Origin of the sequence: Streptomyces sp. NPDC008238 (assembly GCF_042956445.1) — a bacterium.
GTDB lineage: Bacteria > Actinomycetota > Actinomycetes > Streptomycetales > Streptomycetaceae > Actinacidiphila.
Genome location: NZ_JBIBGK010000011.1, coordinates 20144 through 34147, shown reverse-complemented (window position 1 = coordinate 34147; position 14004 = coordinate 20144). Strand labels below are relative to the sequence as shown.

At 73.1% G+C, this 14004-nt stretch carries 12 protein-coding genes; 3 read left to right on the top strand and 9 right to left on the bottom strand.

Annotated elements, in window-relative coordinates; all coding sequences use genetic code 11:
• Positions 1-61: 61 nt before the first annotated feature.
• The 6 genes from glmS to ACFZAU_RS22675 form a co-directional block, all read right to left on the bottom strand.
• Entirely contained in the window at positions 62-1876 is a 1815-nt protein-coding gene (gene glmS / locus ACFZAU_RS22700; RefSeq protein ID WP_499599143.1) for a glutamine--fructose-6-phosphate transaminase (isomerizing), read from the bottom strand.
• Positions 1877-1919: 43 nt separating this feature from the next.
• A complete protein-coding gene (locus ACFZAU_RS22695; protein WP_500553697.1) occupies positions 1920-2195 on the bottom strand; it encodes a hypothetical protein in 276 nt (91 codons plus the stop codon).
• A 73-nt stretch (positions 2196-2268) separates the two neighbouring features.
• On the bottom strand, positions 2269-3435 hold the full coding sequence (locus ACFZAU_RS22690; RefSeq protein ID WP_500553696.1) for an acyl-CoA dehydrogenase family protein: 1167 nt from the start codon (positions 3433-3435) through the stop codon (positions 2269-2271).
• Between the two features lie 8 nt (positions 3436-3443).
• Positions 3444-4400 (bottom strand): hydroxymethylglutaryl-CoA lyase, encoded by a 957-nt coding sequence (locus ACFZAU_RS22685; protein WP_500553695.1) that lies wholly within the window; start codon positions 4398-4400, stop codon positions 3444-3446.
• The gene (locus ACFZAU_RS22680; RefSeq protein WP_500553821.1) at positions 4397-6394 is read right to left on the bottom strand and encodes an acetyl/propionyl/methylcrotonyl-CoA carboxylase subunit alpha; all 1998 of its coding nucleotides are present in this window, start codon (positions 6392-6394) and stop codon (positions 4397-4399) included. The genes ACFZAU_RS22685 and ACFZAU_RS22680 overlap by 4 nt, the downstream gene beginning before the upstream one ends.
• Before the next feature lie 22 nt (positions 6395-6416).
• The gene (locus tag ACFZAU_RS22675) at positions 6417-8045 is read right to left on the bottom strand and encodes a carboxyl transferase domain-containing protein (RefSeq protein ID WP_500553694.1); all 1629 of its coding nucleotides are present in this window, start codon (positions 8043-8045) and stop codon (positions 6417-6419) included.
• A 140-nt stretch (positions 8046-8185) separates the two neighbouring features.
• On the opposite strand from ACFZAU_RS22675, the gene ACFZAU_RS22670 reads away from it, so the two are divergent.
• Genes ACFZAU_RS22670 through ACFZAU_RS22660 form a run of 3 tightly spaced genes read left to right on the top strand, consistent with a single transcriptional unit; the run spans position 8186 to position 10927 of the window.
• The gene (locus ACFZAU_RS22670) at positions 8186-8809 is read left to right on the top strand and encodes an SACE_7040 family transcriptional regulator (RefSeq protein ID WP_499599135.1); all 624 of its coding nucleotides are present in this window, start codon (positions 8186-8188) and stop codon (positions 8807-8809) included.
• A gap of 38 nt (positions 8810-8847) precedes the next feature.
• Positions 8848-10005 carry an acyl-CoA dehydrogenase family protein gene (locus ACFZAU_RS22665; RefSeq protein WP_500553693.1) on the top strand — a complete coding sequence of 386 codons (1158 nt, stop codon included), beginning with the start codon at positions 8848-8850 and terminating at the stop codon, positions 10003-10005.
• A 31-nt stretch (positions 10006-10036) separates the two neighbouring features.
• Entirely contained in the window at positions 10037-10927 is an 891-nt protein-coding gene (locus tag ACFZAU_RS22660) for an acyl-CoA thioesterase (protein WP_499599131.1), read from the top strand.
• A 40-nt stretch (positions 10928-10967) separates the two neighbouring features.
• On the opposite strand, the gene ACFZAU_RS22655 is transcribed toward ACFZAU_RS22660, so the two are convergent.
• The 3 genes from ACFZAU_RS22655 to ACFZAU_RS22645 all read right to left on the bottom strand — a co-directional run bounded on the left by ACFZAU_RS22655 (position 10968) and on the right by ACFZAU_RS22645 (position 13975).
• Complete coding sequence (locus ACFZAU_RS22655) at positions 10968-12143, bottom strand: sensor histidine kinase (protein ID WP_500553692.1); 1176 nt, start codon at positions 12141-12143, stop codon at positions 10968-10970.
• Positions 12140-12802, bottom strand: a complete 663-nt coding sequence (locus ACFZAU_RS22650) for a response regulator (RefSeq protein ID WP_500553820.1) — start codon at positions 12800-12802, stop codon at positions 12140-12142. Before ACFZAU_RS22650 ends, ACFZAU_RS22655 begins: the two co-directional genes overlap by 4 nt.
• A 363-nt stretch (positions 12803-13165) precedes the next feature.
• Positions 13166-13975 (bottom strand): phosphatase, encoded by an 810-nt coding sequence (locus tag ACFZAU_RS22645; protein ID WP_500553691.1) that lies wholly within the window; start codon positions 13973-13975, stop codon positions 13166-13168.
• Between the last annotated feature and the right edge of the window lie 29 nt (positions 13976-14004).

Below are 14004 nucleotides of genomic sequence, written 5' to 3'. Positions count from 1 at the left end.
GAGGACGAGGCCCCCGCGCCGGGCAACGGCGCGGGGGCCTCGTCGTGACCGGGGCCGCCGGCTACTCGACCGTCACGGACTTCGCCAGGTTGCGCGGCTTGTCGATGTCCCGGCCCAGGGCCAGCGCCGTGTGGTACGCCAGCAGCTGGAGCGGGATGCCCATGAGGATCGCGTCGAGCTCGTCCTCGTTCTTCGGGACGACGATGGTGTGGTCGGCCTTCTCCTGCTCCTGGTGCGCGACCGCCAGGATCCGTCCGCTGCGGGCCTTGATCTCCTCCATCGCGGCGCGGTTCTTCTCCAGCAGCGAGTCGTCCGGGACGATCGCCACGGTCGGCATCGCGGGCTCGATCAGGGCCAGCGGCCCGTGCTTGAGCTCGGAGGCCGGGTACGCCTCGGCGTGGATGTAGGAGATCTCCTTCAGCTTCAGCGAGGCCTCCAGCGCCACCGGGTAGCCGCGCACCCGGCCGATGAACATCATCGACCTGGCGTCCGCGTACTCGGCCGCCAGCTTCTTGATGTCCTCCTCCTGCGCGAGGATCTCCTGGATCTGCGCGGGCAGCCTGCGCAGGCCCTCGATGATCCGCTTGCCGTCGGCCACCGACAGGTCGCGGATGCGGCCGAGGTGCAGGGCGAGCAGCGCGAAGGCGACGACGGTGTTGGTGAAGCACTTGGTGGAGACGACGCAGACCTCCGGGCCGGCGTGCACGTACACGCCGCCGTCGGTCTCCCGGGCGATGGCGGAGCCCACCACGTTCACCACGCCGAGGACGCGGGCGCCCTTGCGCTTGAGCTCCTGGACCGCCGCCAGCACGTCGTAGGTCTCACCGGACTGCGAGACGGCGATGTAGAGCGTGTCGGGGTCCACGACCGGGTTGCGGTAGCGGAACTCGGAGGCCGGCTCGGAGTCGGCCGGGATGCGGGCCAGGCCCTCGATCAGCGAGGCCCCGATCATTCCGGCGTGGTACGAGGTGCCGCAGCCGAGGATCTTCACACGGCGGATGCCGCGGGCCTCGCGGGCGTCGAGGTTCAGGCCGCCCAGGTGCACGGTGGAGAACTTGTCGTCGATCCGGCCGCGCAGCACACGGTCGACCGCGTCGGGCTGCTCGCAGACCTCCTTGTGCATGTACGTGTCGTGACCGCCCATGTCGTAGGAGGCGGCCTCCCACTCCACGGTCTCCGGGGTGGCGGTGGTGCGGGTGCCCGAGGTCGTGTACGTGCGGAAGTCGTCGGCCTTCAGGGTGGCCATCTCGCCGTCGTCGAGGGTGACGACCTGGCGGGTGTGGGAGATCAGCGCGGCGACGTCGGAGGCGACGAACATCTCCTTCTCGCCGATGCCGAGGACGACCGGCGAGCCGTTGCGGGCCACGACGATCCGGTCGGGGAAGTCGGCGTGCATCACGGCGATGCCGTAGGTGCCCTCGACGACCTTCAGCGCCTCGCGAACCTTCTCCTCCAGGGAGGCGGCCTGGGAGCGGGCGACGAGGTGGGTGATGACCTCGGTGTCGGTCTCGGAGGCGAAGACCACGCCGTCCGCGATCAGCTTGGCGCGCAGTTCGTCGGCGTTGTCGACGATGCCGTTGTGGACGACGGCGACCTTGCCCTCGGTGTCGAGGTGCGGGTGGGCGTTCTCGTCGCTGGGGGCGCCGTGGGTGGCCCAGCGGGTGTGGGCTATGCCGGTGGTGCCGGCGAAGCGCTTGGGGACCCGGGCCTCCAGCTCGCGCACCCGGCCCTTGGCCTTGACGGCCTTGAGTCCGCCGGACCGGCCGGAGATCACGATGCCCGCGGAGTCGTATCCGCGGTACTCCAGCCGCTGCAGGCCCTCCAGCAGCAGCGGGGCCACGTCACGCTTCCCGATGTAGCCGACGATTCCACACATGTTTCCGTCCCTCCCGGTCGCACGAGGCGGCCCGGTCTCCCTGTCAGCCGTAGACGATGCGGCGCAGCTGCCGCAGTGAGTACGCGGGCGGGGTGACCGCCCGGTGCGGCAGCTCGGCCGTGATCCGCTCGAAGATCTCCGTGTTCTGCAGACCCTTGGCCTGCAGCTCGCGGTGGCGGCGCCGCACGTAGTCCTCGGCGGGCTCGTCGAAGTACGCCAGGACGTCGAGGACCACCCGGGCGGCCTCACCGCGTTGCAGCGGCGTGGTCCGCACCAGGTGGTCGACGAGGTCGTCGTGGGTCGTCCGGCGTTCGAGCACCGGTCGATACTGAGGGACGGAGGAGGCTGATCGCAAGATTTCTGCCCGATATCGGGCAGGGAGGGGGGTGGAACTACGCCGGAAGGCCGAGCTCGCGCGCGATCAGCATGCGCTGCACCTCACTGGTGCCCTCACCGATCTCCAGGATCTTGGAGTCCCGCCACATGCGGGCGACCGGGTACTCGTTCATGAAGCCGTAGCCGCCGTGCACCTGGGTGGCCTCGCGGGCGTTGGTGACCGCGATCTCCGAGGAGTAGAGCTTGGCCATCGCCGCCTCCTTCTTGAAGGGCTCGCCGGCCACCAGCCGGGACGCCGCGTCCCGCCAGGCCAGCCGGGCGGTGTGGGCGCGCGTCTCCATGTCGGCGAGCTTGAAGGAGATCGCCTGGTTGCCGCCGATCGGGCGCCCGAAGGCCGTGCGCTCCTTGGCGTAGCGGACCGACTCGTCCACGCAGCCCTGGGCGAGACCGGTGGCCAGCGCGGCGATGGCGATCCGGCCCTCGTCCAGGATGCGCAGGAACTGGGCGTAGCCCCGGCCCCGCTCGCCCAGCAGGTTGGCGGCGGGCACGCGGCAGTCGGAGAAGGACAGCTCCCGGGTGTCGGAGGCGTTCCAGCCGACCTTGCTGTACTTCTTCGACACCGTGAAGCCCGGGGTGCCCGACGGCACGATGATCGAGGAGATCTCCGGGCGGCCGTCCTCCTTGCGGCCGGTGACCGCCGTCACGGTGACCAGGGCGGTGATGTCGGTGCCCGAGTTGGTGATGAAGCTCTTGGTGCCGTTGATCACCCACTCGCCGGTCGCCTCGTCCAGCCGGGCCGTGGTGCGGGTGCCACCGGCGTCCGAACCGCACTCCGGCTCGGTCAGCCCGAAGGCGCCCAGCTGCTCGCCGGCGGTCAGCTGGGGCAGCCAGGTGCGCTTCTGCTCCTCGGTGCCGAAGCGGAAGACCGGCATGGCGCCCAGCGAGACCCCCGCCTCCAGGGTGATCGCCACGGAGGAGTCCACCCGGGCGAGCTCCTCCAGGGCGATGCACAGGGCGAAGTAGTCGCCGCCCATGCCGCCGTACTCCTCGGGGAAGGGCAGCCCGAACAGGCCCATGCGGCCCATCTCGCGGACGATCTCGTAGGGGAACTCGTCGTGCTCGTAGAACTCGCCGATCTTGGGCGCGACGACGTCGTGCGCGAACTCCTCCACCGTGCGGCGGAGTTCCTCGTACTCGGCGGGGAGCCGGTAGGCGGTCGTCATGGCTGTGGTCACTCCTGGTGGGAGAGGGCGCGGACGGTACGGGACGGGCTCGGTCGGCCCAATTGCTCCGCCATCCACACGCTGGTGGCGGTGAGGCGGCTGAGGTCGACCCCGGTCTCGACACCGAGGCCGTCGAGCATCCAGACCAGGTCCTCGGTGGCGAGGTTCCCGGTGGCGCTCTTGGCGTAGGGGCAGCCGCCGAGGCCGCCTGCGGAGGCGTCGACGACGGTCACGCCGTGGCGGAGGGCGGCCAGGGTGTTGGACAGTGCCTGGCCGTAGGTGTCGTGGAAGTGGACGGCGAGCCGTTCGACGGGCACGTCCAGGCCGCCCAGGGCGTCCAGCAGCGCCACGACGTGACCGGGGGTGGCGACGCCGATGGTGTCGCCGAGGCTGAGCTCGTCGCAGCCCAGGTCGAGGAGCCGGCGGGCCACCGCGGCGACCTGCGGGACGGGCACGGGGCCCTCCCAGGGGTCGCCGAAGCACATCGACAGGTAGCCGCGGACCCTCGCCCCGGCCTCCTTGGCGGTGGCGACGACCGGGGCGAACATCTCCAGCGACTCGTCGACGGTGCGGTTGAGGTTGGCCTTGGCGAAGGACTCGGTGGCGCTGCCGAAGACGGCGATCTCGCGCACCCCCAGGGCCAGGGCGCGCTCCAGGCCGCGCCGGTTGGGCACCAGCACGGGCAGCCGGACCCCGTCGCCCAGGTCGTCCAGCAGCGGCATCAGCTGCTCGGCGTCGGCCAGCTGCGGCACCCACTCGGGGCGCACGAAGCTGGTCGCCTCGATGGTGGTGAGCCCGGCGCCGGCCAGGCGGTGCACGAACTCGGCCTTGACCTCGGTGGGGACCGTGGCCTTCTCGTTCTGCAGCCCGTCGCGTGCGCCGACCTCGTGGATGCGCACCCGCGGCGGGAGCCCGGCCAGCGGCACGGACATGGGCAGTCCTGGGGTCCGTTCGACGTCCGTCATTCCGCCTCCTCCTGGTGCGGGGTGACGACGGCGAGCACCTGGTCCATGGCGACGGTGCTGCCCGGGGTCACGTCGATCTCGGTGACGGTGCCGTCGTGCGGGGCGGTGATGACGTGCTCCATCTTCATCGCCTCCACCACGAGCAGGCTCTGGCCCGCGGTGACCTCGTCGCCCTTGGCGACCTTGACCACGGTCACCGTGCCCGGCATGGGCGCGGCCAGGGTGTCCACCCCGCCGGCGCCGGCGCCGCCGCGCAGGGCGGCCTCGACCGGGTCGTACGGCTGAAGGTGCCAGCCGTCGCCGTCCCGGCCGAGCCAGTCGCCGGCGTGCTCGAAGACGTGCGTGACGCCGTCCCACTCGACGGTGACCCGCTGCCCGGAGCCGCGGAGCAGCCGGGCCCGCACCGGCGCGGTGTCCTCGACGCGCACCTCCGCCTCCCCGGCACCGCCGCGGACGCGCACGCGTACGGCCTCGGCCCCCGGCACCCGCAGCCAGTGGTCCGTCCAGGCGGGCTCCCCGCCGAGCCGCCAGCCGCTCGGCACGGAGAACGGGTCCCGCCAGCCGGCGCTCGCCGCGGGCTCCAGGGCGGCGTGGCGCAGCAGCGCGGCCGCCGCGTACACCTCGACGGGCACCTCGGAGGGCACCAGGCCCGAAAGCTCCCGGTCGATCAGGCCGGTGTCCATCTCCCCGGAGACGACGTCGGGATGGGCCAGGAGACGGCGCAGGAAGCCGGTGTTGGTCTCCAGGCCCAGCACGGTCGTCCCGGCGAGCGCGGCCCGCAGCCGGCGCAGCGCCGTCGGCCGGTCGGGGCCGTGGGCGATGACCTTGGCGAGCATGGGGTCGTAGGACGTGCCGATCTCGCTGCCCGAGCCGAGTCCCGAGTCGACGCGCACGCCCTCGCCCGCGGGCTCGGAAAGCGCCAGCACCGTGCCCGCCGACGGCAGGAAGTTGCGCGAGGGCACCTCGGCGCAGATCCGGGCCTCGACGGCGTGCCCGGTCAGGACGACCTCCTCCTGGCCGAAGGAGAGCCGCTCGCCCGCGGCGATCCGCAGCTGCCACTCCACCAGGTCCAGGCCGGTGACCAGTTCGGTGACCGGGTGCTCGACCTGCAGGCGCGTGTTCATCTCCATGAAGCAGTAGGCGGACGGGTCGGCGCCCGGGACGATGAACTCCACCGTGCCCGCGCCGACGTAGCCGCAGGACAGCGCGGCCTGCACGGCGGCGGCTCCCATGGCGGCCCGGGTCGCCTCGTCCAGCAGGACCGAGGGGGCCTCCTCGATCACCTTCTGGTGGCGGCGCTGCAGGGAGCACTCGCGCTCGCCGAGGTGCACCACGTTGCCGTGGCCGTCGGCCAGCACCTGGATCTCGATGTGCCGTGGACGGTCGATCCACCGCTCCACCAGCAGGGTGTCGTCCCCGAAGGAGCCGCGTGCCTCGCGCCGCGCGGCCGCGATCTCCTCCGCGAGCAGGGCGGTGTCCCGGACCAGGCGCATGCCCTTGCCGCCGCCGCCCGCGGAGGGCTTCAGCAGCACGGGGGTGCCGATCTCCAGGGCGGCGGCCGTCAGCTGCTCGTCGCTGAGCCCGCTGCCGCTGCTGCCCGGCACCACCGGGACGCCCGCCTCGTGGACGGTCTCCTTGGCGCGGATCTTGTCGCCCATGAGCTCGATGGCCCGGGCGGGCGGCCCGATGAAGGCGAGCCCGGCCTTCGCGCAGGCGCCGGCGAAGGCGGCGTTCTCGGCGAGGAAGCCGTAGCCCGGGTGGACGGCCTGGGCGCCGGTGCGGGCGGCCGCCTCCAGCAGGCGCTCGACGGACAGGTAGCTCTCGGTGGCGGCGGCGGGGCCGATGCGCACGGCGGTGTCGGCCTCGTGCACATGGCGGGCGCCGGCGTCGGCGTCACTGAAGACGGCGACCGAACGGATCCCGAGCCGCCGCAGGGTGCGGATGACACGGACGGCGATCTCGCCGCGGTTGGCCACCAGGACGGTGTCGAACATCGCTGACATCTGGGTGCTCCCCCTACATCCGGAAGACGCCGAAGCCCGGCGCCTGCGGATCGCGTTGCGGAATCGGCGCGTTGGCGCAGGCGGTCAGGGCCAGCCCCAGCACCTGGCGGGTCTGCAGGGGGTCGATGACCCCGTCGTCCCACAGCCGGGCCGTCGCGTAGTAGGCGTTGCCCTGCTCCTCGTACTGCGCGCGGATGGGGGCCTTGAAGCCCTCCTCTTCCTCCGCCGCCCAGTCGCCGCCGGCCGCCTCGATCTGATCGCGCTTGACGGTGGCCAGCACGGAGGCGGCCTGCTCGCCGCCCATGACGGAGATCTTGGCGTTGGGCCACATCCACAGGAAGCGCGGCGAATAGGCGCGGCCGCACATCGAGTAGTTGCCCGCGCCGTAGGAGCCGCCGATGACCACGGTCAGCTTGGGCACCCGGGTCGTGGCCACCGCGGTGACCATCTTGGCGCCGTGCTTGGCGATGCCGCCCGCCTCGTACTGGCGGCCCACCATGAAGCCCGAGATGTTCTGCAGGAAGAGCAACGGGATGCCGCGCTGGTCGCACAGCTCGATGAAGTGCGCGCCCTTCTGGGCCGATTCGGAGAACAGGATGCCGTTGTTGGCGACGATGCCCACCGGGTGGCCGTGGATCCGGGCGAAGCCGGTGACCAGCGTCGTGCCGTACTCGGCCTTGAACTCCGCGAAGCGGCTGCCGTCGACGAGCCGGGCGATGACCTCGCGGACGTCGTAGGGGGTGCGCGAGTCGACCGGGACCGCGCCGTAGAGCCCGGCCGGGTCGACGGCGGGCTCCTCGACGGGGGCCACCGTCCACGGCAGTTCGCCGCGGGCCGGCAGGGTCGCCACGATGTTCCGCACGATGCGCAGCGCGTGGGCGTCGTCCTCGGCGAGGTGGTCGGTGACGCCGGAGGTGCGCGAGTGCACCTCGCCGCCGCCGAGCTCCTCCGCCGTGACCACCTCGCCGGTGGCCGCCTTCACCAGCGGCGGGCCGCCCAGGAAGATCGTGCCCTGACCGCGGACGATCACCGCCTCGTCGCTCATCGCCGGGACGTAGGCGCCGCCCGCCGTGCAGGAGCCGAGGACGGCGGCGATCTGCGGGATGCCGCGCGCGGACAGGGTTGCCTGGTTGAAGAAGATCCGCCCGAAGTGGTCGCGGTCGGGGAAGACCTCGTCCTGCTTCGGCAGGAAGGCACCGCCGGAGTCCACCAGGTAGACGCACGGCAGCCGGTTGTCCAGGGCGATCTCCTGGGCGCGCAGGTGCTTCTTGACCGTCATCGGGTAGTAGGTGCCGCCCTTGACGGTGGCGTCGTTGGTGACGACCACGACCTCGCGGCCGGAGACCCGGCCGATCCCGGCGACGACGCCGGCGGCCGGGGCCTGGCCCTCGTACATCCCGTCGGCGGCCAGCGGGGCGAGCTCCAGGAAGGGCGATCCGGGGTCGAGCAGCCCGTCCACCCGGTCGCGGGGGAGCAGCTTGCCGCGGGCGGTGTGCCGGGCGCGGGCCTTCTCGCCGCCGCCGAGCGCGGCCGCGGCGAGCTTCTCGCGCAGCCGTGCGGACAGCTCGGCGTGCGCCTTCTCGTTGGCGCGGTAGGCCTCGCCCGCCGGATCCGCGGCGCTGGCGAGGACGGGTGCTTCCATGTCACGGGCCCCCGGAGGAGTTAGCGGTCGTTAACGTGTTCCCCACCACGTTAGCGGTCGTTAACACGGCTGTCTAGAATGGTAGGACGATGAGATCGCGGGGGCATCCGCAGACCGGACGCCTCGCGGAAAGGTGCGGTGTGGAGCCCACGAGGACGGCGGCCAAGGCGGCCAGCGGCAGGCGCGACCAGATCCTGAGGGAGGCCGCGCGGCTCTTCGCCGAGCGCGGGTTCCACGGGGTCGGCGTGGACGAGATAGGGGCGGCCGTCGGCATCAGCGGCCCGGGGCTGTACCGGCACTTCGCGGGCAAGGACGCGATGCTCGCCGAACTCCTCGTCGGGATCAGCGGCCGGCTCCACTCGGCGGGCCGCATGCGCGTCGCCGAGGCCGACGGCCCGGCCGCGGCGCTGGACGCCCTGGTCCGCGGGCACATCGACTTCGCGCTGGACGACCGGGCGCTGATCATCCTCCACGACCGCGAGCTGGACCGGCTCCGCGACTCCGACCGCAAACTCGTGCGCCAGCTGCAGCGCCAGTACGTCGAGCAGTGGGTCACCGTCGTCCGCGACGTGCACCCCGGGGCGGCCGAGTCCGAGGTCCGGGCGGCCGTGCACGCCGTCTTCGGCCTCCTGAACTCCACCCCGCACCTCGGCCCCCACGGTGGGCTGCCCGGCCGCGCGGCGACCGCCCTGCTGCTGCACCGGCTGGCCCTGGGCGCCTTCGCCGCTCTGGACAGCGCGCACAACCGGGAAGTAACTTACTGAGCGCTTGCTTATCGCTCGGTGTGCAGAGGAGGCGCCAAGTGCGTCGCACGGTATTCAACGAGGACCACGAGGCCTTCCGGGAGACGATCCGGGACTTCATCGCCAACGAGGTCGTGCCCGTCTACCCCGAGTGGGAGGAGGCGGGGTACCCGCCCCGCGACTTCTACCGGCGCCTGGGCGAGCTGGGCATCTTCGGCATCGAGGTGCCCGAGGAGTACGGCGGCGCCGGCATCACGGGCTGGAAGTTCAGCGCCGTGGTGACCGAGGAGTGCGCCCGCGCCGGCGTCAGCTTCGGCAGCAGCGGCGTGCACACCGGCCTGGTGCTCCCGTACCTCCTCGAGTTCGCCAACGAGGAGCAGAAGAAGCGCTGGCTGCCGGACTTCATCAGCGGCGACATGATGACCGCCATCGCGATGACCGAGCCCGGCACCGGCTCGGACCTGGCGGGCATGACCACCACCGCGAAGCTCTCCGAGGACGGCACCCACTACGTCCTCAACGGCGCCAAGACCTTCATCACCGGCGGCGTGGTCGCCGACCGCGTGCTGGTCGTCTGCCGCACCTCGCCCGCCGCCCCCGAGGACCGCCGCCGCGGGCTGTCGATCCTCGTGGTCGACACCACGAGCGAGGGCTACGCCGTCGGCCGCAAGCTCGAGAAGATCGGCCTGCGCACCTCCGACACCGCGGAGCTGTCCTTCACCGACGTCGAGGTCCCCGTCGAGGACCTGCTCGGCGAGGAGGGCAGGGCCTTCTCCTACCTGGCCCACAACCTGCCGGTCGAGCGGCTCGCGATCGCCGTCGGTTCCTACGCCCAGGCCGACGCCGCCGTCCGCTTCGCCACCCAGTACGTGCGCGACCGCAAGGTCTTCGGCAAGACCGTCGCCGAGTTCCAGAACACCAAGTTCGTGCTCGCCGAGTGCGCCTCCGACGTCGACGCCATGCAGGCCGTCGTCGACCGCGCCCTGGAGGCCCACGAGCACGGCGACTTCACCGCCGCCGACGCCGCGCGCGCCAAGCTCTTCTGCACCGAGACCGCGGCCAAGGTCATCGACCGCTGCCTCCAGCTGCACGGCGGCTACGGCTACATGCTGGAGTACCCGATCGCCCGTCTGTACGCGGACAACCGCGTGCACCGCATCTACGGCGGGACCAGCGAGGTCATGAAGTCGATCATCGCCAAGTCGATGGGGCTGTGACAGGACGGTCCGCCGACCCCGAGAGACGCACGTGACCCACCACGCACACCACGCACTGCAGTCCCTGCTCGATCTGCTCGACCTCGAGCGGATCGAGCAGGACATCTTCCGCGGCGCCAGCCGCCCCGCCGTCGTCCCCCGCGTCTTCGGGGGCCAGGTCGCCGCGCAGGCGCTGGTCGCGGCGGGGCGCACCGTCCCGGAGGGACGCGACGCCCACTCCCTGCACGCCTACTTCCTGCGCATGGGGGACCCGGGCGCGCCCATCGTCTACCAGGTCGACCGCATCCGTGACGGCCGCTCCTTCACCACCCGCCGGGTGGTCGCGGTGCAGCACGGGCAGCCGATCTTCCACCTGTCCGCGTCCTTCCAGACGTACGAGGACGGGCTGGAGCACCAGGAACCGATGCCGCCCGCGCCGGACCCCGAGACCCTGCCGACCGGCGAGGAACTGCTCCTCCCGCACCGGGACCGCTTCCCCGACCCCTCAGTCGTGGACCGCCTCCTGGAGGCCCGGGCCGCAGTCGACCTGCGCTACGCCGAGGCCCCGCCGTTCCTCGCCGCCGGCGCCGGGCCGCGTGAACCCCGCTCCCAGGTGTGGTTCCGCACCAACGGCAAGCTCGCCGACGACCCGCTGCTCCACGTCTGCCTCGCCACCTATGTGTCGGACATGACGCTGCTGGACTCGGTGCTGCTGGCCCACGGGCGCGGCGGCTGGGCGGTCGGCGACGTGGTGGGCGCCAGCCTGGACCACGCCATGTGGTTCCACCGGCCGTTCCGCGCCGACGAATGGCTGCTCTACGACCAGCAGAGCCCCTCCGCCTCCGGCGGCCGCGGGCTCGGCACCGCGCGCATCTACACCCAGGACGGACGGCTGGCCGTCTCCGTCATCCAGGAGGGCGTCGTCCGCGTCCCGCGGGACTGAGCCACCTGAGCCACCGTGTCACCGGCCGCCTGCGGGGCGGTCACCGGTGGGCGTCCAGCGGCAGGGTGGCCCGCACCAGGAAGCCGCCGTCGGGTTCGGGACCCGCGTCAAGGGTGCCGCCCAGCTGGGCGGCGCGCTCGCGCAGCCCGGTCAGGCCGTGGCCCCCCGACGGCAGCGCCGGGCCCGGGGCGCCGTCGCCGCACGGGGCGTTGCGCACCGCGACGTGCAGCGCGTCGGCGGCGAGGCGCACCGTCACCTCGGTCCGTGCGCCCGGGGCGTGCTTGCGCACGTTGGTCAGCGCCTCCTGCACCGTGCGGTAGGCGGCGTGCTGCACCGGCGGCGGGCATCCGGTCCGGCCGGGGGCGGGCAGGTCGCCGCGGACCTCGGGACCGGCCGCGGCGAGCAGCGTGGGCAGCTCGGCCAGCCCCGGTCCGGCGTCCTCGCCACCCACCGGCATCCGCAGCAGCCCCACCATGTGCCGCAGTTCGTCCAGTGCGTCGCGGCTGAGCTGCCGTACGGTGCCGGCCGCGGCCCGCGCCTCGTCGCCCTCGGCGGTCACCTCCAGCGCGCCCGACTGCACGGCGATCAGGCTGATGTGGTGGGCCACGGTGTCGTGCATCTCCCGTGCGAGCCGGGTGCGTTCGCGGACCACCGCCCGCTCCGCGGCCAGCCGCCGCTCCCGCTCGCGGCTCTCGGCCAGCTCGGCGAGCCGCGCCGACAGCTCCCGGCGTGACGCGGCGAGCAGCCCCAGCGCGGTCGGGGCCACGGCCAGCAGCGCCGACAGCAGCACGGCGAGGACGGTCGCCGCGGGGGCCCAGTCGACCTCCCCGATCCACGGCCAGGGGAAGAACGACACAAAGGCGATGGCTGCCGCGCCGCCGCACGTCACCACCATCGACGGCGGAATCCGCCTCCCGCCCGGAAGCGGCGGCCCCCGCCGCAGCAGCCGCCGGGCGCGCGCCACGGTCAGGGCGCCGCCGTCGGCGGCGATGGTGTACAGCGCGGCCATGGGGGCCAGCCACACGTACCCCAGCGACAGGGCGGGCAGGGTGGCCAGCAGCACCGTCAGCGGCAGCCGGCGGCGCAGCGCGAGGGCGCCGGCCGCCGCATAAGCCGCCGTCAGCGCGAGCGGACCGCCCAGGGAGCGGGTGGCCCAGGCCTCGGCCGCGGCGACGGCGACCAGGCACCCCTCGACGGCGGCCCGGGGGAGCCTCACGCGGCGCTCCCCGGCGAGAGCCCGGCGCGGTGCGCGGTGATAGCCAGCGACACCCGGTTCGGGGCGTCGAGCTTGCGCAGCAGCGCCCGTACGTGGTCCTTCACCGTCGCCACGGTGATGTGCAGCCGCTCGGCAATCTCCAGGTTCGACAGGCCCCCGGCGACCAGCAGCAGCACCTCCCGCTCCCGCGTGGTCAGCCGCTCCAGGGCCGCCCCGGCGGAATCCGTCGCCCTGGCATCGGCCGTGCCCAGGTAGCCGTCGACCACGGCGCGGCTGACGGTGGGCGTGAAGACCGTCCCGCCGGAGGCGAGCACGCGGACGGCGTCGATGAGCGTGGCGACCGCCGTGTCCTTGAGCAGGAAGCCGGTCGCGCCCGCGCGCATGGCGGCCGTGATGTGGGCGCTGGTGTCGAATCCGGTGAGCATCGCGACGGCCGGCGGATCGGGCAGCGCCCGTACGGCGCGCAGCACGGTCAGGCCGTCGGGATCGGGCATCACCGTGTCCAGCAGCACCAGGTCGGGCGCGTGCCCGCGGACGGCGGCCAGTGCCGTGCGGCTGTCGCAGTCGGCGACCACCCTGATGTCCCCCGCGGACTCCAGGATCCGCCGCAGGGCGGTCCTCACCAGCGTCTCGTCGTCGACGACCACGACCCGTATCACGCTCAAGCGCCTCTCTCCGGACGGCCTTCCACTCCACCCGAGGGTGGACCGCGATGTCCGTCCCGGGGCTGATCCTCCGGCGGCGCGGGACCGGCAGAATCGACGGCGATCGTAACGAGCGCACCGCCTGGCCGCATGTCCGGACGGCCGTGCCGGACGGTCGACGGGGGAAACCGGGGCCGACGGGGGAACGACGGCGGCCCACGGGGAACCACGGGGAACGGGGGTTCCCATGTCGTGGACCAAGGACGGGGCAGGGGCCCCGGCCTGACGGCATCGGGCCCCGGGCCGCCATGGGGACGGCGGCCCGGGGCCCGTCGGGAGACAGCGGGCCACGCCTCCCAGGGGGGCGTGGCCGGTCTGTCACGCGGGGCCGGTCAGGCCCGCGGCGTCCAGCAGGTAGGCGGTCATCGGGTCGTAGTGGCGCGGGTCGGTGACGTGGTCGTCGAGCGGCACGGTCACCGAAACGGTGCCCTCCGCCTCCGCGAGGAAGAGCGCCGGGTCGTTGCAGTCGGCGAAGCCGATCGCGTCGATGCCGCGCTGCCCGGCGCACCCCGCCCAGCCGTGGTCGGCGACGACCAGGTCGGGCATCGGCCGGCCCTGCGCGGCCAGCGCGTCCAGGACCGTGGCCATCGGGTTCGGGGAGTGCGTGTGCCACAGCGTCGCGCCGCGCTCCAGCATGGTCACGTCGCAGAACTGGAAGACGCCGCCCTCGTCGGTGGACAGCCCGCCCGGAATCGCGACGACCTCCGCGCCGGCGGCCCGTACGGCCGCGGCCACGGTGCGGTGGACGTCCAGCAGACCGCCGGGGTGGCCGGTGGCGAACAGCACCCGCTGCCCGCCCTCCACGGCCTTGCAGAGCATCCGGGCGGCGCGGTCCAGGGCGCTGATCGTCAGCTCGGGGTCGATGGTGTCCTGCCCCCGGACGTGGCCGGGGTCGGCCACGACGCCGCAGCGCTCGGCCATGACCGCCAGCACCGCCTCCTCGTCCGTCCAGCGGTCGCCGAACTCCAGGCCGAACCAGTAGTGGCGGTCGCCCTCGGCGAGTCTGCGGTAGTGCGAGCGGTTGTTCTCGCGGGGAGTGGCGACGTCGCCCGCGATGCGCGTGCGGACGAGGTGGTCGGCGAGGGCCTTGCGGGACGGCACGGTGACATGGGGCAGCATGACCCCCATTGTCGCCTGCTGTCGGACGTGCGTGCGGG

Coding starts and splice junctions, on each gene's coding strand:
- ACFZAU_RS22645 (WP_500553691.1), bottom strand. CDS start 13,975: ATGGGGGTCATGCTGCCCCATGTCACCGTGCCGTCCCGCAAGGCCCTC.
- ACFZAU_RS22675 (WP_500553694.1), bottom strand. CDS start 8,045: ATGGAAGCACCCGTCCTCGCCAGCGCCGCGGATCCGGCGGGCGAGGCC.
- ACFZAU_RS22690 (WP_500553696.1), bottom strand. CDS start 3,435: ATGACGACCGCCTACCGGCTCCCCGCCGAGTACGAGGAACTCCGCCGC.
- ACFZAU_RS22680 (WP_500553821.1), bottom strand. CDS start 6,394: ATGTTCGACACCGTCCTGGTGGCCAACCGCGGCGAGATCGCCGTCCGT.
- glmS (WP_499599143.1), bottom strand. CDS start 1,876: ATGTGTGGAATCGTCGGCTACATCGGGAAGCGTGACGTGGCCCCGCTG.
- ACFZAU_RS22685 (WP_500553695.1), bottom strand. CDS start 4,400: ATGACGGACGTCGAACGGACCCCAGGACTGCCCATGTCCGTGCCGCTG.